Below are 21,897 nucleotides of genomic sequence, written 5' to 3' on the forward strand. Positions count from 1 at the left end.
GTTGCGTTCACGGAAGATGATTGATCCGGCCGGTCGACCAAGTTCTGCCGTCAAAGGCCAGCTCGGTCACCGACAGGTTGTCGATGCGATGGGCAAAGGTCCGTTGCGCGTCCAGGTCAAGGGCGCGCTGTACCTGGGTCAGGATTACGCCGAAATGGGCCACGATCACCAGATCGGCGCCTGTGTGCATACCGATCAACCCGTCGATCGCCGCGTCGACCCGCGCGCGGACCGCGTTCCAGCTTTCGCCGTTGGGCGGGCGCACGTCGCCGGGGCTGTCCCAATAGGCAAAGGCCAGTTCGGGGTCTTCGGCCTCGATCTCGGCGAATGCGCGCATCTCCCACGTGCCGAAATGGATCTCGCGCAGGTCGGGATGGTGCGGCAGCCGGCGGCGCGTGCCCTGAATGGCCGTGGCCGTATCCGCGGCGCGCGACAGGTCCGACGAAATGACCAGCGCATCATGCGGCAGGTGGTCATGCAGGCGCGCGAGGGCCGCGTGGTCGCTCAGGTCGGCGGGAATATCGGACCATCCCACCATCGTTTTGGCATGGGTCGGGCCGTGGCGGACAAGGTGCAACCGGGTCACGGCAACTGGCCTTTCAAAACCTGCGGTAGTCCCGCGATGACCTGAACCACAAGGCCGGCTTGGGCGGCGAGGGCGATGTTCAACCGCCCCTGCGCCTCGCGGAACTTGCGGGCCAGCGCATTGTCGGGGACGATACCGTGCCCCACTTCGTTCGAGACGATAATGACCTGCGCGGGGCAGGTCCGTAGCGCGGCCAGAAGGGCGGCCTGTTCCTGTTCAAGATCGCTGTCGGCCAGCAGGTGATTGCTGAGCCACATCGTGGCGCAATCGATAAGACAGACCTGATCCCGGCTCAGCCCCGCCAGCGCCGGGCGCAGATCCATCGGGGCTTCGATCGTGGCCCAGCCGTCGCCTCTTTGGTCCACATGGCGCCTGATTTTTAGGCGCATCTCATCATCAAACACTTGTGATGTTGCCAGATAGACGCGGGTTTTTCCTGTTGAAACAACGAATTGCTCGGCAAATGCAGATTTTCCCGATGCCGCGCCTCCCAGCACAAAGGTTAAATCGGGATGCATTTTTTACTACCTTTACAGTGATCCACCCGGTGCGCCCTTGCGTATCGACCATACGTCGGCAAGGCAAGACCGGCGGCGCCTACGACAGATGGGAGAGCTGCATGGCACTGGATAACCCGAACGACTTCTCGATGTCACGGCAGGCTATGAAAGCCGAATTGCTGGATGCGGAAACCGAATTGCGCCTGGCCTATGCCTGGCGAGACGAGCGCGACGAACAGGCCCTTCACCGGTTGATAACGGCCTATATGCGTCTGGCCATTTCAATGGCGGCCAAGTTCAAACGCTACGGCGCGCCGATGAATGACCTGATCCAAGAGGCCGGGCTGGGCCTGATGAAGGCCGCTGACAAATTCGACCCGGATCGCGGAGTCCGCTTTTCGACCTATGCGGTGTGGTGGATCAAGGCCAGCATTCAGGATTACGTGATGCGCAACTGGTCGATGGTACGGACCGGTTCGACATCGTCCCAGAAATCCCTTTTCTTCAACATGCGTCGCGTGCAGGCCCGCCTGGAGCGCGAAGCCGCGACCGATGGCGTTGAATTGGACCGCCATCAACTGCACCAGATGATTGCGGCCGAGATCGGTGTGCCGCTGCGCGATGTGGAAATGATGCACGGCCGGTTGGCCGGCTCAGACTTTTCCCTGAACGCCGTTCAATCGGCTGACGAGGATGGTCGCGAGTGGATCGACGCGTTGGAGGATGATCGCGAGCAAGCTGCGGAAACTGTCGAGAACAGCCACGATACCCGCCAATTGCGCGAATGGTTGATCACGGCGATGCAGGCGCTCAACGATCGGGAACGGTTCATCGTGCGCGAGCGCAAGCTGCGTGAGCCGGCGCGCACATTGGAAAGCCTGGGTCAGGAACTGGGTTTGTCCAAGGAACGCGTGCGACAGCTTGAGGCAGCGGCGTTCGTGAAGATGCGCAAGAACCTTGAAGCTCAATCGCGCGAGGTGCAACACTTCTTCGCATGAGACATCTTGCGATTCTGACGACGGCCGTGCTGTCGCTGACACTTTTGACCCGGCCAGTTCTGGCCGGGGACCTTATCCCCGACGATATATTGGCACAGATGAGGGACGCCGATGTCGTGATCCTTGGCGAAATTCACGACAACCCCCTACATCACCTGGTCCAGACCGAAGCGATTGCGGACATCGATCCGTCTGCAATGGTCTGGGAAATGGTGACCGAGGAAGGGGCTCAGAGACTGGCGCAGACTGCCGCCTCGAACCCCGAGGAGCTGTCACGCATCCTGAGATGGGCCGAAACGGGATGGCCGCCGCTCAGCATGTATTACCCTGTTTTCCAAGCATCAGAGGCTCCGGTATACGGAGCGATGGTGCCACGCGCGGCTGCGCGTGCGGCGATGGAACGGGGTGCCGCAACGACTCTGGGCGCGGATGCGGCGCGATATGGGTTGAACATTCCGTTGGCTCCCGAGGATCAAGCGGCGCGCGAGGCCGAGCAATTGGCAGCGCATTGCAACGCACTTCCCGCCGAGGCCTTGCCGCAACTGGTGGCGATCCAGCGTCTGCGCGATGCTGTTCTGACCCGGGCCATTCTGCGTGCAATTGATGAAACCGGCGGTCCGGTGGCGGTGATTACCGGAAACGGGCATGCGCGCAAGGATCAGGGCATTCCGACCTTTCTGTCGCGCCTGCGTCCGGGCCTGAAGGTCTTTGTTCTCGGTCAGGCCGAAGACGGTGTCGTGACCGGTGAATTTGACGCGGTGATTGACAGCCCCGCGGCCGAACGCGAAGACCCTTGCAAGGCCTTCGAGTCCCAGAATTAAGCGCTGGAACTCGGGGCATGGGTTGCATAGTGTCGAGGCCGAGCACGACCGGGAAGGGCTGAACATGCTGGCATCCAAACGGATCCTCCTGATCCTTGGCGGTGGGATCGCGGCCTACAAATCGCTGGATCTGATCCGAAGGTTGAAGGAGCGCGGGGCGGCAGTGACCCCGGTCCTGACCCGCGCTGCCGAAGAATTCGTGACCCCTTTGTCCGTGTCTGCACTTGCCGGTGAAAAAGCTTATCGTGATCTGTTCGACCTGACGGACGAGGCCGAGATGGGACATATCCAGCTGTCACGTTCGGCTGATCTGATCGTCGTGGCCCCGGCGACTGCGGATTTGATGGGAAAGATGGCCGGGGGTCTGGCCAATGATCTGGCATCGACCCTGTTGATGGCCACGGATACCCCTGTTTTATGTGCGCCGGCGATGAACGTGCGGATGTGGAACCATCCGGCAACTCGCCGGAACCACAAGCAGTTGATCGCGGACGGCGTCCGGTTTGTCGGACCCAATGACGGTGACATGGCTTGTGGCGAGTTCGGCCCCGGCCGCATGTCAGAACCTCTCGAAATCGTGGCGGCGGTCGAGTCTGCCTTGTCGGATGGCCCACTGAAGGGTAAGCGGATTCTCGTGACGTCGGGGCCGACGCATGAGCCGATTGATCCGGTTCGGTACATCGCAAACCGATCCTCGGGGGCGCAGGGGACGGCGATTGCCAACGCTTTGGCGGCCCTGGGGGCCGAAGTCGTTTTCGTAACCGGCCCCGCGGATGTGCCACCACCCCAGGGCGTCCAGGTTGTGCAGGTTGAGACTGCTCAACAAATGTCGGATGCGGTGGACGCGGCTCTGCCGGTGGATGCGGGCGTGTTTGCCGCAGCCGTGGCCGATTGGCGGGTAGACGGGGCATCAGACCGCAAGTTGAAGAAAAGCCGCGACGGAATGCCTGCACTGCAATTTGCCGAAAACCCGGACATCCTCAAACGGATTTCGCATCTGGAGACCGGCCGACCTAGCTTGGTCGTGGGTTTCGCCGCCGAGACGGATGATGTGATCGCCCACGCAACCGCCAAGCGGGCGCGCAAAGGGTGCGATTGGATTCTGGCCAATGATGTCAGTCCGGTGACCGGCATCATGGGTGGGGCCGAAAATGCGGTCGTGCTGATATCGGATGCGGGTGCCGAGGAGTGGCCGCGCATGGGCAAGGACGCAGTGGCCGTACGGCTGGCGGAAAAGATCGCGGCCGCGCTGGCGCTGTGATGCGGTTGTTTGACAGAAGATGAAGGTTGGGATGCGCTGATGGTGGCAATCCGGGTGATCCGAGAAGACGGGGCCGATCCGGCCATTGCATTGCCGTCCTATGAAACGGCCGGGGCAGCCGGCGCGGATGTGCGGGCCAACCTGCCTGATCGAGGATCGATCACCCTTCAACCCGGTGAGCGCGCCTTGGTTCCGACCGGCCTGCGGGTAGAGATTCCGGATGGATATGAGATCCAGGTGCGTCCGCGCTCGGGACTTGCGTTGAAACACGGGATCACGCTGCCGAACGCACCGGGCACGATCGACAGCGACTATCGCGGTCCCTTGGGGGTGATCGTGCTGAATGCGGGTCAGGAAGCCTTTGAAATCGGACATGGCGACAGAATTGCGCAGCTTGTCGTGGCCCCGGTGATCCAGGCGCGGTTCGAGATGGCGGACAGCCTGCAGGAATCGCAGCGCGGTTCCGGTGGGTTCGGATCCACGGGGCGCGCCTGATGGTTCTGGTACTGGCACTGGCAGCGGGGCTGTGGGGGCTTGGCTACCTCGCTGGTGCCTCGCGTACTGCCCGTTGGGTGTCGGTTTTGGTGTTGCTGGCAGGTGTGGTTCTGTCTCATCTGGTTTTGCCCGACGGGAACCCACTGCGCGAGGCCACAGGCGGCTCGGCCGCGATGTGGCTGATCCTGGGTGGCTTCGTTCTGCTGGCCATGGGTTATGGCGCTGTGGTGAAAGCCCTGAGGCGCCGGGCCAATCCACCGTCGGATATTCGACCGCACAGCCCATCTGACCAGTTCAGCGAAGCCGAACTGGAGCGCTATGCCCGTCACATCGTCCTGCGCGAGCTTGGTGGACCCGGGCAGAAACGGATGAAGACCGCTCGTGTATTGGTGATCGGGGCAGGTGGATTGGGCGCACCGGCGCTGCAGTACCTTGCCGCCGCCGGCGTGGGCACGATTGGCGTCATTGATGATGACGTCGTCGAGAATGCCAATCTGCAGCGGCAGGTCATCCACCGGGATGCAGACATCGGAATGCCCAAAGTCTTTTCTGCGCAGCAAGCAATGGAGGCGCAGAACCCCAATGTCATCGTTCGCCCCTATCACCGCCGCCTGACGGACGACATCGCGGCCGACCTGTTCGCGGATTATGACCTTATCCTCGACGGCACCGACAATTTCGAAACCCGGTATCTGACCAACCGCACCGCGGTGGCTTTGGGCAAGCCCCTGATCTCAGGCGCGCTGTCCCAATGGGAAGGCCAACTGAGCGTGTTTGACCCCGCCAACAACGCTCCCTGCTACCAATGCATTTTTCCCGAAGCGCCTGCGCCGGGTCTGGCGCCCTCCTGCGCCGAGGCCGGGGTGGTCGGGCCACTGCCGGGCGTGGTGGGGTCGATGATGGCGGTCGAGGCGGTCAAGGTAGTCACGGGGGCAGGTCAGGCCTTGCGTGGCGAGATGCTGATCTATGACGCGCTTTATGGCGAAAGCCGCAAGATCACCCTGTCCCGGCGGGACGATTGCCCGGTTTGCGGGCAACCCGTTTGATCGCGGCCACTGGACGAGCTTGCCCGGCATTCCTAGCTTGACGCTTGAAGGAGACCCCAATGACCAATCCGATCCTGTCCGACTGGACGACCCCGTTCGAAATCGCGCCCTTTGCCGAAATCTCGGATGACGATTTTGCCCCGGCACTGGAAGCTGCTCTGCAGGCCCATGCCGACGAGATCGACAGCATCGCGACGAATACCCAGCCCGCGAGTTTTGCCAACACGATCGAAGCGCTGGAAGCGGCGGGCGAGGCCTTGAACAAGGTTCTGTCGGTGTTTTTCACGGTCGCTGGCGCTGACAGCAACCCGGAGCGCGAAGCGTTGCAACGGGAGTTTTCGCCCAAGCTTGCAGCCCATTTCGCCGCGATTTCCTCGAACAAGGCGCTGTTCCAGCGTGTGGACGACCTTTGGGCGAAACGAGATACGCTGGATCTGACCGAGGAACAGGATCGGGTTTTGATGCTCACCCATCGCGGGTTCGTCCGCTCGGGTGCGGCGCTGCACGGTGCGGAAGATGCCCGGATGCAGGAGATCAAGGCGCGTCTGGCGTCATTGGGCACCGCGTTCACGCAAAACCTGCTGGCGGACGAGCGTGGCTGGTTCATGGAGCTGACTGAAGATGACCTGGCGGGACTGCCGGGTTTCGTGGTTGATGCGGCACACGCGGCCGGTCGGGAAAAAGGGGCCAAGGGGCCGGTTGTCACGCTGTCGCGGTCTCTGATCGTGCCGTTCCTGCAGTTCTCGCCACGTCGTGACCTGCGGGAAAAGGCTTACCGTGCCTGGGCGTCACGCGGGGCAAACGGAGGCGAGACCGACAACCGAGCGATTGCCGCCGAAATCCTTCAGCTACGCGAGGAACGGGCCAAACTGCTGGGCTATGACAGCTTTGCGGCCTTCAAGCTCGAGACCGAGATGGCCCGAACCCCCGAACGGGTGCGCGACTTGCTGATGCAGGTCTGGGCACCCGCCAAGGCCCGGGCCGAGGCCGACGCGGAGATCCTGACGCGGATGATGCAGGAGGACGGCGCCAACGGTCCGCTCGAACCTTGGGACTGGCGGTACTATGCCGCAAAACGGCGCAAGGCCGAGCATAATCTGGATGAGGCAGAACTCAAACCCTACCTGCAGCTGGAGCGCATGATCGAGGCTGCCTTTACCTGCGCCAACCGCTTGTTCGGGTTGGAGTTCGCGCCGTTGGACGTGCCGCTGTACCATCCGGATTGCCGAGCCTGGGAGGTGACCCGGCGTGGCAAACACGTTGCCGTATTCATCGGAGACTATTTTGCGCGTGGATCGAAACGGTCGGGTGCGTGGTGCAGCGCGATGCGGGCGCAGGCCAAGTTTCCCAAGGTCCAGACGCCAATCGTCATCAATGTTTGCAACTTCGCCAAGGGCGATCCGGCGCTGCTGTCATATGACGACGCACGGACCCTGTTTCATGAATTCGGGCACGCACTGCACCAGATGCTGTCGGATGTGACCTATGACAGCATCTCGGGGACCAGCGTTGCGCGGGATTTCGTGGAGCTGCCTAGCCAACTGTATGAGCATTGGCTGGAAGTACCGGAGGTTCTGGCCGAGTTCGCAACTCATGCCGAAACCGGAGCTCCGATGCCTCCGCAACTGCTGGACAAAGTTCTGGGTGCCGCCAATTTCGATCAGGGTTTTCAGACGGTCGAATACGTCGCCTCGGCACTGGTCGACCTGGCCTTCCACGACGGTCCGGCCCCGGCTGACCCCATGGCGAAGCAGGCTGAGGTTCTGGCCGAGATCGGGATGCCGCATGCCATTGGTATGCGCCACGCAACGCCGCATTTCGCCCATGTATTTGCGGGTGATGGCTACAGCTCGGGTTACTACAGTTACATGTGGTCCGAAGTGATGGATGCCGACGCATTTGCTGCCTTCGAAGAGGCAGGAGGCGCGTTTGATCCCGAGCGGGCGCAGGCTCTGGAGGACAACATTCTGTCCAAAGGAGGCTCGAAGGAGGCCGAAGATCTCTATCTGGCGTTCCGGGGCCGGTTGCCGGGTGTCGAAGCCCTGCTGAAAGGTCGGGGACTGGTGGACGCATAGCGCTCGGCAAGACGGGGGCGGCGGTCCCCGATGGCCCTAGTACCCGAGTGCGCGGTCGACGAGATGCAGCAGCGGCCGTCCGGATTCGCTGCGTTGGATGTTTTCGCAGATCACCTGCGCAGCCGTTTCGGGCCGGGTTTCCGACGCGATATGCGGCGTGACGGTCACATTTGGATGCGCCCAGTACGGATGATCGGGGGGCAGCGGCTCGGCGCGGAACACATCCAGCGTGGCATGCCCCACTTGGCCGGTGTTCAGCGCCTGCAACAGCGCTTCGTCGTCAATCAGTGGGCCGCGGCCGGGGTTCAGAATGCGCGCACCTTTTGGCAGAAGTGCCAGAGTGTCCGCGTTCAGAGTGTTCTCCGTGGCTGCCGTTTCAGGCAGCAGCAGGACGAGTATCTCGGCCTGGCTCAGGGCCACGCGCAGCCCGTCTGGTCCGTGCAGGCACGTGACACCAGACACGTCCTTGGCCGAACGGCTCCACCCTGTCACGTTGAAGCTCAACGCCGCCAGCGCCTGTGCCGCAGCCTGCCCCAGGGCGCCAAGTCCCAGAACGCAGACCGATCGCTGTGTGGCAAGCGGAGGCGGATCCGGGGCCCATTCCCCATCCTGGACCGTGATGTGTCGATCCATGCCCAGATGGTAGCGCAGAACGTGCCCCACGACCCATTCGGTCATGCCCTGGGTAAGACCGTGATCGACCATCCGGGCCAACGGCACGGTCAGCATGTCGTTCGAGGCTATCTTTTCGACACCGGCCCATAGGCTGAGCACGGCCTTTGCGCGCGTGTAGGGCGTGAAATCAAGCAGCCCGCCATTGGGTGCATAGACGATGTAATCCACCTGATCGGGCGGCAGGTCGGTGGCGATAGTGGCTTTGATCCCCGCATCGGCCAGCCCGATGTTCAGCAAGGGCTCGTAAACCGGCCAAAGTGTCGGGCGGGCGGAAAACAGGACGTTCACAGACATGGTCGGCCTTTCGGATCAACGAGGACGGTGAATATGCGCGCTTTGCACGATGCCGAAGGCGGCCATCAGAACCAACATGGCCGAGCCCCCATAGCTGACCATCGGCAACGGAACACCGACCACCGGCGCCAGCCCCATGACCATCGACATGTTGACGGCGAAGAACAGGAAGAAGTTCAGCGAAATGCCCAGTGTCACCAACGATGAGTACCTGTCCTTGGTCGACAGCGCCGTGACGAGGCAGAAGATCAGGATCAGTCCGTAAAGCAGCAACAAGGTTGTGCCCCCGACAAAACCGAACTCTTCGGCCAGTGTCGTGAAGATGAAGTCGGTGTGCTTTTCGGGCAGGAAGTTCAGGCGCGACTGGGTGCCTTGCATGAAGCCTCGACCGTTCCAGCCGCCGGATCCCAAGGCAATCTTGGACTGGGTGATGTGATACCCCGCGCCCAGCGGATCGGTCGAGGGGTCAAGGAATGTGTCGATGCGCCGGAATTGATAGTCCTTTAGCAATTGCCAATCGGTGCCACGGCTTTTGAACACCGTTGAAATCAAGCCGACACCCGCCGCGATGACCGCTGCGAAATAGGCCCAATGCACGCCCGCCAGAAACATCAGGCCTCCTCCGGCCGCCAACAGCAGGATTGCGGTTCCCAGGTCGGGCTGGCGCAGCACCATGAAGGTCGGGATCAGGATCAGGACAACCGGGATCAAGACCCAAACCGGGCGCGAGGTTTTGTAGGAGGGAAGCCAATCGTAGTAGGCCGCCAGCAACATGACCAAAGTCACCTTTGCCAGTTCGGAGGGCTGCAGGCGCATGAAGCCCAGGTCGATCCAGCGTTGCGCGCCCATGCCGATGGTGCCGAACAGCTCGACGAACAGCAGAAGCCCCAAAGATACAAGATAGGCGACGACGGACATGTTGCGCCAGAACCAGATCGGAACCAATGCGACGATGAACATGACCGTCAGGCCCAGGCCAAACCGTTCCATCTGTGGTTCCGCCCATGGCGACCACGAGCCGCCGGCCACCGAATACAGCATCAGAAAACCGGCACTTGCGACGCTGATCAGCAAAAGCGTCAGTGGCCAGTTCATGTACAGAACTTTGCGGATCCCCGTCGGCGTGGTCTTGACCGCATATTCAAGATAGCTCATGCGCGGTCCTTTTCGTCAGGGCGCGCTTTCGGGCGGCGATCGCCTTCCAGACGTTTCTGCTGTTCCTTGATGCGGTCGCGGTCGGCCACGGGATATGCTTCCAGCGGAGGGGTGCCGTTGTAAAGAGCCTGCAGCATCACGTCCCGTGCCACGGGGGCTGCAGCCTTCGAACCGCCGCCGCCATGTTCGACCACGACGGCCACGGCATATTTCGGGTTGTCGTAAGGGGCAAAGCTGACATACAGCGCGTGGTCCCGCCGTTCCCAGGGCAGATCTTCGTTGCGGATGACCCCGGCGGCCCGTTCGGCCTTGGTGATGTTGCGCACCTGGCTGGTGCCCGTCTTGCCGGCCATCCGGAATTCGTCTGCGATGATCCGGCTGCGATAAGCGGTTCCGCGACGGTCGTTCGAGACCTTGTACATCGCCTTGCGCACCTGATCCAAGTTGGCCGGATTGACGTCCAGCGACTCGCCCGCGCCCGAAGGCTGTTCGACCCCGTCGACACTGCGGATCAGACGCGGTGTCACCGATCGGCCGGTCGCGATGCGCGCAGTCATGACGGCCAGTTGCATCGGCGAGGCCAACATGAAGCCCTGCCCAATCGAGGCATTTGCCGTGTCGCCGACCAGCCAGTCCTGTCCGTGGGTGGTCTGTTTCCATTCCTGGTTCGGCGCCAGGCCGGCCGCCACGGCAGACATCGGCAGGTCGTGTTTGATGCCCAAACCGAACTTGCGCGCCATGTCCGAAATCTTGTCGATCCCGACCCGCAGGGCCACGTCGTAATAGTAGACGTCGCAACTGCGCTTCAACGAGGTCTCCAGATCGACCATCCCGTGTCCGCCGCGCTTCCAGCAGTGGAACCGCCGGCTGCCCACCTTCAGGTAGCCGGGACAATAGACGGTGTTGCCCGGACCGACGACACCGGCCTCGAGCGCGGCCAGCGCGGTGATCATCTTGAAGGTCGAACCGGGCGGGTAGGTGCCCTGAACCGTCTTGTTGGCCAGCGGGCGGTGATTGTTCTGGGTCAGGGCTTGGTAATCCGCCACCGAGATTCCGCGCACGAACAGGTTGGGGTCGAAGCTGGGGGTCGAACTGATGGCCCGCAGATCGCCCGTCTCACAGTCGATCACGACAACGGCGGCGCTTTCGCCGGCCAGCCGGGCCTGCGCGTATTCCTGCAGGTCGGCGTCGATGGTCAATTGCAGGTCAGCGCCGGGCTGGCCTTCGCGGCGGTCAAGTTCCCGCATCACCCGACCAGTCGCGTTGACCTCGACCCGCTTGGCGCCCGCCTTGCCGCGCAGCAGGTCTTCCTTCTTGGCCTCAAGCCCGACCTTGCCGATCTGAAAGCGCGGGATCATCAGAACCGGCTCGGGGTCTTCCATCTTGCTCAGGTCGTAGTCGCTGACCGGACCCACATACCCGACCACATGGGCGAAATCCTCGTAGCGGGGATATTGGCGGGTCAGTCCGACCTCGGGCGTGACGCCGGGAAGGGCGGGGGTATTGATCGCCACCTTCGAGATATCTTCCCAGGTGACCTGGTCGGCCAGCGTAACCGGCAGAAACGGCGCTGTACGTTTCATCTCGGCTTTGGCCCGCTCGATCTCGTCTTCGTTCAGCGGAATCAGTTGTGACAGTTTGGCAATGACCTTGTCGACGTCGCCCGCATCCTCGCGCACGATCACGATGCGGTAGGACGGCGCATTCTGCCCGATGATCTGACCATTGCGGTCATAAATGCGCCCTCGGGTTGGCGGAATGAGCCGGATGTTGATGCGGTTTTCTTCGGCCAACAGGCGATATTGGTCGGCCTGATCGACCTGCATGTAACGCATGCGGGCCGCCAGGCCGCCGACGAATGCGAATTGCATGCCACCCAGCACCAGCGCGCGCCGGGTCAGCCTTTTGTATGCGGCACCTTGTGTTTTGGGTGTGCGTTTCATGAGCGTGTTCCCACAGTGGCAACATCTACCGCAGATGGCCTGCGGACGCCAAATATGGTTTGGCTGAATGCAACGACAAGCGGGTAGGCGAGGACCGTGAAGACCACTTGGACAAATACCGGGCCAATGCTGGCCTGACTGACGGACAGCAGCGCCAGAACTGTCCGGTTGAAGGCAAAGATTGCCGCGATGACGACGCCCACCGTCGTCCACTCGCCCACGAATCCGACGTCGCGCATTCCGGGGCCTGCCGATCGCAGATAGGCAGAACCGATGACGACGGATGCCGCCAGCAGTCCCGGCGGCCGTTGCAGCAACAGGTCGGCCATCAGCATGACCGCAGCTATGCTGAGTGTCGGTACATATTCCGGCCGCCTGAGGACCCATGCAAAGGTCAGGCAGATCAGGAAGTCAGGAAAGGGCAGACGACCCGGTTGCGTGTTCAGAGGCAACAGGTGAAAGAACATCACCGTCAGAGCGAGGAACAGGTACAGGCCCCGCATCAGCCATAGACGTGACGCGGCGCTATCCATCGGCGGCCTCCTCGGTCGGGAGAAGAGCCTCGGGGCGCGGAGGTCCGACGATGCCGCCCGGGTCTCGGATCGGGGCGGCCGAGTGGTAGCGCAGGACGCGCAGGAATTCCAAACGCTCGAAATCCGCTGACAGTCGGACGCGCAGACGCCCCCCCGGATCGGCGGCGATCTGGCCGATCAGAAGGCCCGCAGGAAATACGCCGCCATCGCCTGAGGTCACCACACGGTCGCCGGGCCGCACCAGTTCGCGGCTTTCCAGAAACTCGACGGCTGGGGCAGGGGTATTGTCACCGGTAATCAACGCGGTCTGGCCGGAGGGCTGGATGGTGGCGGGAATCGCGCTTGAGGCGTCGGTCAACAGGATGACCCGCGCGGTATCCGGACCAACGCCAGATATCCGGCCCACCAGCCCGATGCCGTCCATGGCGGCCCATCCGTCGACGATCCCGTCACGCTCGCCGACATTCAGCAAAACAGATTGCCGAAACGGCGAGCCGCTGTCGGCCATGACGACCCCGGTTATATAAGTCAGACGGGGATCCAACCGAACATTGTTCAGGTCCAGAAGCCGCGCGTTTTCCTGCTCCAACTGCAGGGCCGCCTCTTTCCAGGCGCGCATGCGGCGCAGTTCACTGCGCAGTTCCTGGTTCTGCTCGCTCAGCCTTTGGTAGCTTTGGAAATCCCGTACAAGGTTTATGGCGGCCGTGACCGGAACCATCGCCCATTCCATCGAGGGCACAACGGCATCCACCACTTGGGCCCGGAACCTTTCGACCCGCGGGCTGTCGATGCGCCAAATCAGGAATATGCCAAGCAGGCACAGAACAACGATCCCCATGAACAAGCGGCGCAGGGGGGTGGTGTAGTCGTCGCGCTGTGCTCGGTCTTTTGCCACAGGACTCCTTCCCGTGCTGCTCGTGCCCGATCTTGAACCCTCAGATCAGAGGGTGCGCGCCTTAGCTTTCGTAGTCAATCGCGTGGCGCAGCTGTTTTTCGTATTCCAGCGCCTTGCCGGTGCCCAAAGCCACACAATTCAGGCTTTCGTCGGCAATCGACACGGCCAATCCGGTCTGCTCGCGCAGGGCCAGGTCCAGATCACCCAGCAGCGCGCCGCCACCGGTCAGCATCACGCCACGGTCCACGATGTCCGCGGCCAGATCCGGCGGGGTGGTTTCCAGCGCGGTCATCACCGCTTCGCAGATCTGCTGGACGGGTTCCGACAGAGCCTCGGCCACCTGGGCCTGGCTGATCTCGATTTCCTTGGGGACGCCGTTCAGAAGGTCGCGCCCGCGGATGTGCATCGACTGTCCGCGCCCGTCATCGGGCATGCGGGCCGTGCCGATGGTGGTCTTGATCCGCTCGGCGGTGGATTCGCCCACCAGCAGGTTCTGCTGACGGCGGAGGTACGAGATGATCGCCTCGTCCATGCGGTCGCCCCCCACGCGGACCGAGCGGGCATAGACGATGTCGCCCAGCGACAGGACAGCCACTTCGGTGGTGCCGCCGCCGATATCCACGACCATGTTGCCGGTGGGATCGGTGATCGGCATCCCGGCTCCGATGGCGGCGGCAATCGGCTCGGCGATCAGACCCGCGCGCCGCGCGCCTGCTGACAGAACCGACTGACGGATCGCGCGTTTTTCAACCGGCGTTGCGCCATGCGGAACGCAGACGATGATCTTGGGCTTCGAAAAGGTCGAACGCTTGTGCACCTTGCGGATGAAGTGCTTGATCATCTCTTCCGCGGTGTCGAAATCGGCGATCACACCCTCGCGCATGGGGCGGATGGCCTCGATCGAGCCGGGGGTGCGGCCCAGCATTAGCTTGGCGTCCTCGCCCACGGCCAGAACCTTCTTGACGCCGTCCTTGACATGGTAGGCGACAACCGAGGGTTCAGACAGGATCACGCCACGCCCCTTGACGTAGACCAGCGTGTTGGCCGTCCCGAGGTCGATGGCCATATCCGCTGTGAACAGGCCGCCCAAACTGTCAAAGATCCCCATATTCCCCTGATCCTGTCTGTCAGATGTTTTCTACTGCCCGCGACTCGACGGTTCCGGGACGGATGACTTATAGGGTGCCATGACGCCCGGTTAAAGGCCTGATTCCGCGTAAATCAGCACCTTTCCGCCTCTTTGACAGGGACTTTAGAAGGCAACATGCTCTCATATCAACACATTTACCACGCGGGAAATCTGGCGGACGTGCAAAAGCACGCTTTGTTGGCATGGATGCTGGACTACATGACCCGCAAGGACAAGCCGATCAGCTATCTCGAGACCCATTCGGGGCGTGGTCTGTACCACCTGAATGCGGCCGAGGCCGAACAGACCGGCGAGGCGGCGGCAGGGATCGGGCGCGCGCTGAGCAACGGGTGGTTTGCCGACGATCACCCGCTGGCACGCGCGTTGCGCTCGGTGCAGGCGCAGTTTGGCGAAACGGCCTACCCGGGCTCGCCGATGATTGCGGCAAGCCTGCTGCGTCCGCAGGACAGTCAGCATTTCGCCGAGCTTCATCCGCAGGAATACGCAGCGTTGAAAAAAGCGCTGACCGGGCGCGGTGCCAAGACCTACAGACAGGACGGGTTCGAGCTGGCTCAGTCGGTTCTGCCGCCCACGCCTCGGCGCGGGGTGATGCTGATTGACCCTAGCTACGAGGTAAAGGCGGACTATGGCCGCCTGCCGGGGCTGATCGCCAAGTTGCACCGCAAGTGGAACGTGGGTCTCATTGCGCTGTGGTATCCGATCCTGACAGACGATCGGCATGTTCCGATGGTGTCGGCACTGAAGGGCTTGGACCTGCCCAAAACGTTCGTGCACGAAGTTCGGTTTCCGCCTGCGCGTGAGGGTCATCGGATGATCGGTTCGGGTATGTTCCTGGTCAACGCGCCCTTCGGGATCGAAGACGAGGCGGCGCGCCTTTCCGACCTGTTCGCAAAGATCTGACGGCGCTTCAGGGGGCGAAGGCCTCCCGCCCCGTTTGACAGCATCCGAGATGCCGCCAAACGTGTTGGGTCCGGCACCGCGCCTTGGCGCGGTGCCGGGCCCAAGTCCATCAGGCTGCGCGGCGAAGCCGGGCTGCCGCGGGCGCGGGAGCCTTGCCTTCCAATTCAGATCAGGTCAGATCCTTGTAGCTGATCTCGCGCGCATCCGCGCCGGGGCCGGCCTTTTCGCGGCGCATGATCAAACGGTTCAGTGCGCTGATATAGGCCTTGGCCGACGCCACCACGGTATCCGTGTTCGCGGATTGGCCCGTGGCGATCATGCCGTCTTCCTCCAGGCGGACAGAAACCGTGGCCTGTGCGTCGGTGCCTTCGGTCACGGCATGCACCTGATACAGCTGCAGATGCGCCTTGTTCGGGTAGATGGCCCGGATCGCCTTGAAGGTGGCGTCGACCGGTCCGTCGCCGTGCTCGGTGGCGATCACATCCTTGCCGTCGACCTCCAGTTCGACCGTCGCTTCGGCCTGACCGCCGGTGCCGCAGGTGACTTTCATCGAGACCAGTTGCAGGTGGTCGTTAGCCTCATCATCTGCACTCATCAACGCGATCAGGTCGTCGTCGAACACCTCTTTCTTGCGGTCGGCCAGATCCTTGAACCGCACGAAGATGTCCTTGAGCTGGTTGTCTCCGATCTCGTAGCCCAGCGTTTCCAGCTTGTCGCGCAGCGCGGCCCGGCCGGAATGCTTGCCCAACGGAAGCGAGGTGCCCGAAAGGCCGATATCCTCAGGGCGCATGATCTCGAAATTCTCGCGGTTCTTCAGCATGCCATCCTGATGGATGCCGCTTTCATGCGCGAAGGCGTTCTTGCCGACGATCGCCTTGTTGAACTGCACCGGAAAGCCCGAAACCGTCGCCACCCGACGCGAGATGTGCATGATCTTGGTGGTGTCGATGCCCGTCTTCCACGGCATGATGTCATTGCGGGTGCGCAGGGCCATCACGACCTCTTCCAGCGCGGTATTGCCCGCGCGTTCGCCCAGTCCGTTGATCGTGCATTCGATCTGCCGGGCCCCGCCTGCAACGGCGGCCAGTGAGTTGGCGGTCGCCATGCCAAGGTCGTTGTGGCAATGGGTGGCGAAAATCACTTCGTCTGCGCCCGGAACGGTTTCGATCAGTCGTTTGATCAGGTCCGCGCTTTCAATCGGGGCGGTGTAGCCTACCGTATCAGGTATGTTGATCGTGGTCGCGCCCGCCTTGATCGCAATCTCGATCACGCGGCACAGATAGTCCCATTCGGTCCGGGTCGCGTCCATCGGCGACCATTGCACATCTTCGCACAGATTGCGGGCGTGGCTGACGGTCTCGTGGATCTTTTCGGCCATCTCGTCCTGCGTCAGGTTCGGAATCGCCCGGTGCAGCGGCGAGGTGCCGATGAAGGTGTGGATCCGGTTCTTTTCGGCGTGTTTCACCGCTTCCCAGCAGCGGTCGATATCGGCGAAATTCGCACGAGCCAGGCCGCAGATGCGGGCGTTCTTGGCGCGCTGCGCGATTTCCGAAACGGCCTTGAAATCACCCTCGGAGGCGATCGGAAAGCCGGCCTCGATGATGTCGACGCCCATGTCATCCAGAAGCTCGGCGATTTCCAGCTTTTCGTCATGGGTCATTGTTGCGCCGGGGCTTTGCTCGCCGTCGCGCAAAGTGGTGTCAAAGATCAAGACGCGGTCTTGGTCGGTCACGTTGGTCATGGGAGTCACTTTCTTGTCTGTCCTAAAGCCATTGGCGCGCAGGCGTCCTCCTCTGAGCGGGCGCGCCGGATGGCACGCTCAGAGGCGGATTAGGATCAGTAGGCCACGCAGAGCAGCGCCGGCGGACGCGGCGAAAGCAAAAGGGATATCTGCGCGGTTGATCATGGGTCCGAGGTTATACACCCCGAACCGGGAATGAAAAGAAGGAAAATGCGCGGCCGTCCGATTTCGCGAAAGGATTGGAAACGGGGATTGATTGCGTGGGCAACTCCGCTAGATGGAGGGCGATGAGAAACGCATTGGTCATAGGTGCGAGCGGCGGGATCGGCCGGGCCGTCTGCAATGAACTGCTGTCGCGGTCGGTTCACGTGGTTGGTCTGTCGCGGTCGGGAAACGGGCTGGATCTGATGCAGCCGGAACTGGCCGATGAGATGCTGGGCCGGATCGAAGGACCGTTCGACCTTGTTCTGGTCGCGTCCGGCGCGCTGGAGATCGACGGGGCGGAACCGGAAAAGACCATTCGGGCGGTTTCGGCCAAGGCCATGATGGATCAGTTCGCCTTGAACGCGGTGGGACCGGCCCTGGTGCTGAAACACGCGCATCGCCTGTTGCCGCGCAACGGGCGGTCGGTTTTTGCCGTGCTGTCTGCGCGTGTGGGTTCGATCGGGGAAAATCGTCTGGGCGGTTGGGTCAGCTATCGCGCGGCCAAGGCGGCGGTGAACCAGATCGTGCATACGGCCGCAATCGAACTGGCCCGAACCCACAAGGATGCGATCTGCGTCGCCCTGCACCCCGGAACGGTCAAGACCCCGTTCACGCAGAAATACCTGGGCCGCCATCCCGCGGTCGAGCCGAGTGACGCCGCCCAAAGCCTTCTGCAGGTTGTGGATGGTCTGACGGCTGATCAGACCGGCCAGTTTTTCGACTGGGCCGGTCAACCGGTTCCCTGGTAGCGGGCTATCCGTCCGATGGGGTGACTTCCGGGGCCTGTTCGGCCTCCGGCGCCTGCGGCTCGTTGCCCGATGGTTGCGCCGCGCCTGCTTCCGACAGAGCGCCGTTTTCCCAGGTGCCGCTTTCCTCTTCGCCATTGGCATAGCGCATAGTTCCAGAGCCCTGGCGTTTGCCGTTCACGAAGTTGCCTTCATAGACATCGCCATTTGCATATGTCGCGACACCCGAGCCGGTGATTTTGCCCTCGGTCCACTGGCCGGAATACTTGAAGCCATTTGCCATCACGACCTCGCCCTGGCCATGGCGCTGACCGTTCTGGAAATCACCGGTATAGACCGTCCCATCCGCGTAGGTGGCGGTACCCTTGCCTTGACGCACGCCGTCTACCCACTCGCCATCGTAGCGAGAGCCGTCGGCCCGGGTCAGAACGCCGGTGCCATGCGTTCGAGCATTCTTGAACTGTCCTTTGTAGATCGTGCCATTTGTGTAGGTCGCGGTGCCCTGACCTTCGATCACCCCCGCAACCCAGTCGCCGTCATAGGACGAGCCGTCGGGATAGGTGATCCGGCCTTTGCCATCGGCGAGGTCCGCCTTGAAGTCACCGACATAGACCGAGCCGTCGGGATAGGTCAGTTCGCCCAACCCTTCGATCTGACCGTTTTTCCAGTCTCCGGTGTACACATAGCCGTCGGTGCCAGTGAACGTACCCTTGCCGTGTCGGCGGTCGTCAACGAAATCGCCTTCGTAGGTATCGCCGTTCGCGTAGGTCGCCTTTCCCTTGCCCTGCCGGCGCCCGTCCACCAAGGCGCCTTCGTAAACGTCACCGTTGGCCTGTTTCAGTACGCCGGTTCCGGTGATCCGGTCCTCGGTCCATTCGCCGGAATAGATCATGCCGTCGGGCAAGGTCAGCGATCCGTTGCCCTGACGCTGGCCAGCAACGATGTCGCCTTCGTATACCGCGCCGTCCGCATAGGTGATCTTGGCCTTGCCCTGGCGAACGCCGTCCACCCAGTCGCCATCATAGACATAGCCGCCGGGGTCGGTCATGACGCCTTTGCCGTCATGCTGGGCGTTCTTGAAGCCACCTTCGTAGCGCATTCCGTTTGCGTATTGCGCGATGCCGGTTCCGTTTATCGCGCCGTCGGTCCAGTCGCCCTCATAGGTGCCGCCGTCGGCAAAGGTGATCTTACCCTTGCCGTGCGGGCGACCTTTGACGAAATCGCCCTCGTAGACCGACCCATTGGCGTAACGTGCCACGCCCTTGCCCTGAATTTCTCCTTCGACCCACTCGCCGGTGTATTCAAAGCCGTCTGGCAGGCGATAGGTGCCGGTTCCGTGACGCAGCCCGTTTTCAAAGGTGCCTTCGTAGACCCCGCCCACATCGTCATCCGCGGTGATGATCTGGCCCTGCTGCGCGGACGCGCTCTGTGCGGCGATGCCCATTGCGGCAACGGCAATCGTTGTACGAAAAGCGTTCATGGTAGTCCCTGCCTGCCCGATTGTCCCGTGGTGCATTGGTTCGTGCAAAACTATGACACTGATGAAGGTCGGGCAACGGGTTTTGCCGCATTGGCCTTTCACTTGCGGCCTGATCTGCTAAATGCCTTTTCAGGTGACGAGGGCAAGAGGGCAAAGATGGCCGACCATTTCCGCATCACGCTGGCGCAGCTGAACCCGACGGTGGGCGACATTGCAGGCAACGCCAAAAAAGCCCGTTCCGCATGGGAGCAGGGCCGCGCAGCGGGGGCCGATCTGGTGGCTCTGCCAGAGATGTTCGTCACCGGTTACAACACTCAGGACCTGGTTCTGAAGCCGTCGTTTCACAAGGCTGCCATGGCGGCTGTGCAGCAGTTGGCGGAATCCTGCGCGGATGGTCCGGCGATGGCCATCGGTGGGCCTTGGGTCGAGGGTGGCAACCTCTACAACGCCTATCTGATCCTCAGCCGGGGGCGGATCGTCAGCAAGGTGTTGAAACACCATTTGCCCAACGAGACTGTGTTCGACGAGGTTCGGTTGTTCGACGCCGGGCCGTTGGGTGGCCCCTATGCGGTGGGCAACACCCGCATCGGCAGTCCGATCTGCGAGGATGGCTGGCACGAGGATGTCGCCGAGACGCTGCAGGAGACGGGCGCCGAGTTTCTTCTGATCCCCAACGGATCACCCTATTTTCGCGACAAGCACGATGTGCGCCTGAACCAGATGGTGGCCCGTGTGGTCGAAACCGGGCTGCCGGTGATTTACCTCAACATGGTGGGCGGTCAGGACGATCAGGTTTTCGATGGTGGGACATTTGGCCTGAATCCCGGCGGCGAACTGGCCTTTCGAATGCCGGTCTTCGACGAGGCGGTGATGCAGATCGATCTGCGGCGCGGTGATGAAGGATGGGCTATCGTCCCCGCCGAAATCGCCGAGCATCCTGACGCGTGGGAGCAGGACTATCGCGCCATGGTGCAGGCGCTGCGCGACTATATGGGCAAGACCGGGTTTTCCAAAGCATTGCTGGGACTGTCCGGAGGGGTTGATTCCGCGCTTGTTGCGGCCATCGCGGTTGACGCTCTCGGGGCTGACAATGTGCGTTGCGTGATGCTGCCGTCGGAATACACCAGCGCCGAGTCGCTGGAGGATGCCGAAGCCGTCGCCAAAGCACTGGGCGTGCGATACGACTATGTGCCGATCAGCCAGTCCCGCGCCGCCGTCACCGAGACCCTGGCGCCGCTGTTTGACGGTCTTAAGGCTGATATTACCGAGGAGAACATCCAGTCCCGTCTACGCGGTCTGCTGTTGATGGCAATGTCCAACAAGTTTGGCGAGATGCTGCTGACCACCGGCAACAAATCCGAAGTGGCGGTCGGATATGCCACGATCTATGGCGATATGAATGGCGGCTACAATCCGATCAAGGATCTGTACAAGACCCGGGTGTTCGAAACCTGCCGCTGGCGCAATGCCAATCACCGCGACTGGATGAAAGGACCCGCCGGCGAGGTCATTCGCCCCTCGGTCATCGACAAACCGCCCAGTGCCGAGCTGCGCGAGGATCAGAAGGACAGCGACAGCCTGCCGGATTACCCGGTGTTGGACGGTATTCTCGACATCCTGGTTGATCAGGATGGCTCGATCGCGGATTGTGTGGCAGCCGGGTACGACGAGGCTGATGCCCGACGTGTCGAGCACCTGATCTATATCAGCGAATACAAACGCTTTCAGTCCGCGCCGGGCACGCGCCTGACACCTCGGGCCTTCTGGTTGGATCGGCGCTATCCGATCGTGAATCGCTGGCGCGATCCGAGCTGACGGAAACTGCGGCTGAGCGCCCTTTGTCCGGGCCCGGGTGTTTGTTTACAAATCGGCAGCAATGAGGGGTCTCCACCCTGACTGTTCTGCAGGTGGGGCGGTATCGCTGACGGAACTTGGCCGTGTCCTTGTTTTTTGGACATTTTTTTGCCATAGTTTAGGACCGATCTTGCCACATATTTTGAAAGATCGGCGCGCGGGGGCCGGGCATTGATCTGTCGGCCGAAGCGCAGTTGAAGACCAAGTTTTCTGGTGACGCATCCGTGGTGGGGTGCCGGTTATAAGGTTTAGGTGGTCCGATGGTTGATGGATATGACAAACCGCTGCATGCGCCGTTGAGGTACAAGACAATGGAGACGCCGGCGCGCGAATTGGATGAGGCGCGTCTGGAAGCGGCAATCGCCGGTGTGTTGGCTGAGGCTGACGCAGACAGCGAAGAACCGTCCGAAGAGTTCTCAGCCAAACACCCGGAATTGCCCGAGCTTCAACCCGAAGAGACCAGGGCAGAGACCCAAAACTCGGGTGTCGCAGCTTTGTTGCGTCAGAAATGGGCCGAGTTCTCGGGCGCGGCCTGAACCGCGTGC

The 21,897-nt window shown here is 62.0% G+C and carries 20 protein-coding genes; 10 read left to right on the forward strand and 10 right to left on the reverse strand.

Annotated elements, in window-relative coordinates:
* Positions 1 to 7 precede the first annotated feature (7 nt).
* Both ACR0FC_RS17230 and cobU read right to left on the reverse strand, forming a co-directional pair.
* Complete coding sequence (locus ACR0FC_RS17230; RefSeq protein ID WP_170342129.1) at positions 8 to 586, reverse strand: histidine phosphatase family protein; 579 nt, start codon at positions 584 to 586, stop codon at positions 8 to 10.
* Complete coding sequence (gene cobU, locus ACR0FC_RS17235; RefSeq protein ID WP_170342127.1) at positions 583 to 1,104, reverse strand: bifunctional adenosylcobinamide kinase/adenosylcobinamide-phosphate guanylyltransferase; 522 nt, start codon at positions 1,102 to 1,104, stop codon at positions 583 to 585. Before cobU ends, ACR0FC_RS17230 begins: the two co-directional genes overlap by 4 nt.
* A 101-nt stretch (positions 1,105 to 1,205) precedes the next feature.
* On the opposite strand from cobU, the gene ACR0FC_RS17240 reads away from it, so the two are divergent.
* The 6 genes from ACR0FC_RS17240 to ACR0FC_RS17265 all read left to right on the forward strand — a co-directional run bounded on the left by ACR0FC_RS17240 (position 1,206) and on the right by ACR0FC_RS17265 (position 7,782).
* The gene (locus tag ACR0FC_RS17240) at positions 1,206 to 2,084 is read left to right on the forward strand and encodes an RNA polymerase factor sigma-32 (RefSeq protein ID WP_093963433.1); all 879 of its coding nucleotides are present in this window, start codon (positions 1,206 to 1,208) and stop codon (positions 2,082 to 2,084) included.
* Positions 2,081 to 2,905: a ChaN family lipoprotein gene (locus ACR0FC_RS17245; RefSeq protein ID WP_170342125.1), complete on the forward strand. Its 825-nt coding sequence runs from the start codon at positions 2,081 to 2,083 to the stop codon at positions 2,903 to 2,905. The genes ACR0FC_RS17240 and ACR0FC_RS17245 overlap by 4 nt, the downstream gene beginning before the upstream one ends.
* 64 nt (positions 2,906 to 2,969) lie before the next feature.
* Positions 2,970 to 4,166 (forward strand): bifunctional phosphopantothenoylcysteine decarboxylase/phosphopantothenate--cysteine ligase CoaBC, encoded by a 1,197-nt coding sequence (gene coaBC, locus ACR0FC_RS17250; protein ID WP_170342599.1) that lies wholly within the window; start codon positions 2,970 to 2,972, stop codon positions 4,164 to 4,166.
* A gap of 39 nt (positions 4,167 to 4,205) precedes the next feature.
* The gene (dut, locus tag ACR0FC_RS17255; RefSeq protein ID WP_170342597.1) at positions 4,206 to 4,661 is read left to right on the forward strand and encodes a dUTP diphosphatase; all 456 of its coding nucleotides are present in this window, start codon (positions 4,206 to 4,208) and stop codon (positions 4,659 to 4,661) included.
* On the forward strand, positions 4,661 to 5,707 hold the full coding sequence (locus ACR0FC_RS17260; RefSeq protein WP_170342123.1) for a HesA/MoeB/ThiF family protein: 1,047 nt from the start codon (positions 4,661 to 4,663) through the stop codon (positions 5,705 to 5,707). Before dut ends, ACR0FC_RS17260 begins: the two co-directional genes overlap by 1 nt.
* A gap of 59 nt (positions 5,708 to 5,766) precedes the next feature.
* A complete protein-coding gene (locus ACR0FC_RS17265) occupies positions 5,767 to 7,782 on the forward strand; it encodes a M3 family metallopeptidase (protein WP_170342121.1) in 2,016 nt (671 codons plus the stop codon).
* 36 nt (positions 7,783 to 7,818) lie between these two features.
* Here ACR0FC_RS17265 and ACR0FC_RS17270 read toward each other — a convergent pair whose 3' ends face one another.
* The 6 genes from ACR0FC_RS17270 to ACR0FC_RS17295 form a co-directional block, all read right to left on the reverse strand.
* Positions 7,819 to 8,751, reverse strand: coding sequence for a 2-hydroxyacid dehydrogenase (locus ACR0FC_RS17270; RefSeq protein WP_170342120.1), 933 nt, complete (start codon positions 8,749 to 8,751; stop codon positions 7,819 to 7,821).
* A 15-nt stretch (positions 8,752 to 8,766) separates the two neighbouring features.
* Positions 8,767 to 9,906, reverse strand: coding sequence for a rod shape-determining protein RodA (gene rodA / locus ACR0FC_RS17275; RefSeq protein ID WP_170342118.1), 1,140 nt, complete (start codon positions 9,904 to 9,906; stop codon positions 8,767 to 8,769).
* Positions 9,903 to 11,849, reverse strand: coding sequence for a penicillin-binding protein 2 (mrdA, locus tag ACR0FC_RS17280; protein WP_170342117.1), 1,947 nt, complete (start codon positions 11,847 to 11,849; stop codon positions 9,903 to 9,905). The genes rodA and mrdA overlap by 4 nt, the downstream gene beginning before the upstream one ends.
* A complete protein-coding gene (locus tag ACR0FC_RS17285; RefSeq protein ID WP_170342115.1) occupies positions 11,846 to 12,382 on the reverse strand; it encodes a rod shape-determining protein MreD in 537 nt (178 codons plus the stop codon). Before ACR0FC_RS17285 ends, mrdA begins: the two co-directional genes overlap by 4 nt.
* Positions 12,375 to 13,277, reverse strand: a complete 903-nt coding sequence (gene mreC, locus ACR0FC_RS17290) for a rod shape-determining protein MreC (RefSeq protein ID WP_093963424.1) — start codon at positions 13,275 to 13,277, stop codon at positions 12,375 to 12,377. Before mreC ends, ACR0FC_RS17285 begins: the two co-directional genes overlap by 8 nt.
* 61 nt (positions 13,278 to 13,338) lie before the next feature.
* Entirely contained in the window at positions 13,339 to 14,385 is a 1,047-nt protein-coding gene (locus ACR0FC_RS17295) for a rod shape-determining protein (RefSeq protein WP_093963423.1), read from the reverse strand.
* 156 nt (positions 14,386 to 14,541) lie between these two features.
* On the opposite strand from ACR0FC_RS17295, the gene ACR0FC_RS17300 reads away from it, so the two are divergent.
* On the forward strand, positions 14,542 to 15,327 hold the full coding sequence (locus tag ACR0FC_RS17300) for a 23S rRNA (adenine(2030)-N(6))-methyltransferase RlmJ (RefSeq protein WP_170342113.1): 786 nt from the start codon (positions 14,542 to 14,544) through the stop codon (positions 15,325 to 15,327).
* Positions 15,328 to 15,496: 169 nt separating this feature from the next.
* Here ACR0FC_RS17300 and ACR0FC_RS17305 read toward each other — a convergent pair whose 3' ends face one another.
* On the reverse strand, positions 15,497 to 17,068 hold the full coding sequence (locus ACR0FC_RS17305) for a 2-isopropylmalate synthase (RefSeq protein ID WP_170342111.1): 1,572 nt from the start codon (positions 17,066 to 17,068) through the stop codon (positions 15,497 to 15,499).
* Positions 17,069 to 17,355: 287 nt separating this feature from the next.
* Between ACR0FC_RS17305 and ACR0FC_RS17310 the strand changes: the two genes are divergently transcribed.
* Positions 17,356 to 18,021 (forward strand): SDR family NAD(P)-dependent oxidoreductase, encoded by a 666-nt coding sequence (locus ACR0FC_RS17310; RefSeq protein WP_170342109.1) that lies wholly within the window; start codon positions 17,356 to 17,358, stop codon positions 18,019 to 18,021.
* Positions 18,022 to 18,025: 4 nt separating this feature from the next.
* Here ACR0FC_RS17310 and ACR0FC_RS17315 read toward each other — a convergent pair whose 3' ends face one another.
* A complete protein-coding gene (locus ACR0FC_RS17315; protein WP_170342107.1) occupies positions 18,026 to 19,498 on the reverse strand; it encodes an MORN repeat-containing protein in 1,473 nt (490 codons plus the stop codon).
* A gap of 156 nt (positions 19,499 to 19,654) precedes the next feature.
* Between ACR0FC_RS17315 and ACR0FC_RS17320 the strand changes: the two genes are divergently transcribed.
* Both ACR0FC_RS17320 and ACR0FC_RS17325 read left to right on the forward strand, forming a co-directional pair.
* On the forward strand, positions 19,655 to 21,313 hold the full coding sequence (locus tag ACR0FC_RS17320; RefSeq protein WP_170342105.1) for an NAD+ synthase: 1,659 nt from the start codon (positions 19,655 to 19,657) through the stop codon (positions 21,311 to 21,313).
* Between the two features lie 299 nt (positions 21,314 to 21,612).
* Entirely contained in the window at positions 21,613 to 21,888 is a 276-nt protein-coding gene (locus ACR0FC_RS17325) for a hypothetical protein (RefSeq protein WP_170342103.1), read from the forward strand.
* Positions 21,889 to 21,897 lie beyond the last annotated feature (9 nt).

Source organism: Ruegeria sp. BB9 (genome assembly GCF_056539345.1).

What these genes read in the sequence shown, in the direction of transcription:
- rodA (WP_170342118.1), bottom strand. Translation starts at nt 9,906, where the DNA reads ATGAGCTATCTTGAATATGCGGTCAAGACCACGCCGACGGGGATCCGC.
- ACR0FC_RS17245 (WP_170342125.1), top strand. Translation starts at nt 2,081, where the DNA reads ATGAGACATCTTGCGATTCTGACGACGGCCGTGCTGTCGCTGACACTT.
- cobU (WP_170342127.1), bottom strand. Translation starts at nt 1,104, where the DNA reads ATGCATCCCGATTTAACCTTTGTGCTGGGAGGCGCGGCATCGGGAAAA.
- mrdA (WP_170342117.1), bottom strand. Translation starts at nt 11,849, where the DNA reads ATGAAACGCACACCCAAAACACAAGGTGCCGCATACAAAAGGCTGACC.
- ACR0FC_RS17315 (WP_170342107.1), bottom strand. Translation starts at nt 19,498, where the DNA reads ATGAACGCTTTTCGTACAACGATTGCCGTTGCCGCAATGGGCATCGCC.
- ACR0FC_RS17325 (WP_170342103.1), top strand. Translation starts at nt 21,613, where the DNA reads ATGGTTGATGGATATGACAAACCGCTGCATGCGCCGTTGAGGTACAAG.
- ACR0FC_RS17270 (WP_170342120.1), bottom strand. Translation starts at nt 8,751, where the DNA reads ATGTCTGTGAACGTCCTGTTTTCCGCCCGCCCGACACTTTGGCCGGTT.
- ACR0FC_RS17285 (WP_170342115.1), bottom strand. Translation starts at nt 12,382, where the DNA reads ATGGATAGCGCCGCGTCACGTCTATGGCTGATGCGGGGCCTGTACCTG.
- coaBC (WP_170342599.1), top strand. Translation starts at nt 2,970, where the DNA reads ATGCTGGCATCCAAACGGATCCTCCTGATCCTTGGCGGTGGGATCGCG.
- ACR0FC_RS17310 (WP_170342109.1), top strand. Translation starts at nt 17,356, where the DNA reads ATGAGAAACGCATTGGTCATAGGTGCGAGCGGCGGGATCGGCCGGGCC.
- ACR0FC_RS17300 (WP_170342113.1), top strand. Translation starts at nt 14,542, where the DNA reads ATGCTCTCATATCAACACATTTACCACGCGGGAAATCTGGCGGACGTG.
- ACR0FC_RS17305 (WP_170342111.1), bottom strand. Translation starts at nt 17,068, where the DNA reads ATGACCAACGTGACCGACCAAGACCGCGTCTTGATCTTTGACACCACT.
- ACR0FC_RS17240 (WP_093963433.1), top strand. Translation starts at nt 1,206, where the DNA reads ATGGCACTGGATAACCCGAACGACTTCTCGATGTCACGGCAGGCTATG.
- ACR0FC_RS17265 (WP_170342121.1), top strand. Translation starts at nt 5,767, where the DNA reads ATGACCAATCCGATCCTGTCCGACTGGACGACCCCGTTCGAAATCGCG.
- ACR0FC_RS17320 (WP_170342105.1), top strand. Translation starts at nt 19,655, where the DNA reads ATGGCCGACCATTTCCGCATCACGCTGGCGCAGCTGAACCCGACGGTG.
- ACR0FC_RS17260 (WP_170342123.1), top strand. Translation starts at nt 4,661, where the DNA reads ATGGTTCTGGTACTGGCACTGGCAGCGGGGCTGTGGGGGCTTGGCTAC.
- dut (WP_170342597.1), top strand. Translation starts at nt 4,206, where the DNA reads ATGGTGGCAATCCGGGTGATCCGAGAAGACGGGGCCGATCCGGCCATT.
- ACR0FC_RS17295 (WP_093963423.1), bottom strand. Translation starts at nt 14,385, where the DNA reads ATGGGGATCTTTGACAGTTTGGGCGGCCTGTTCACAGCGGATATGGCC.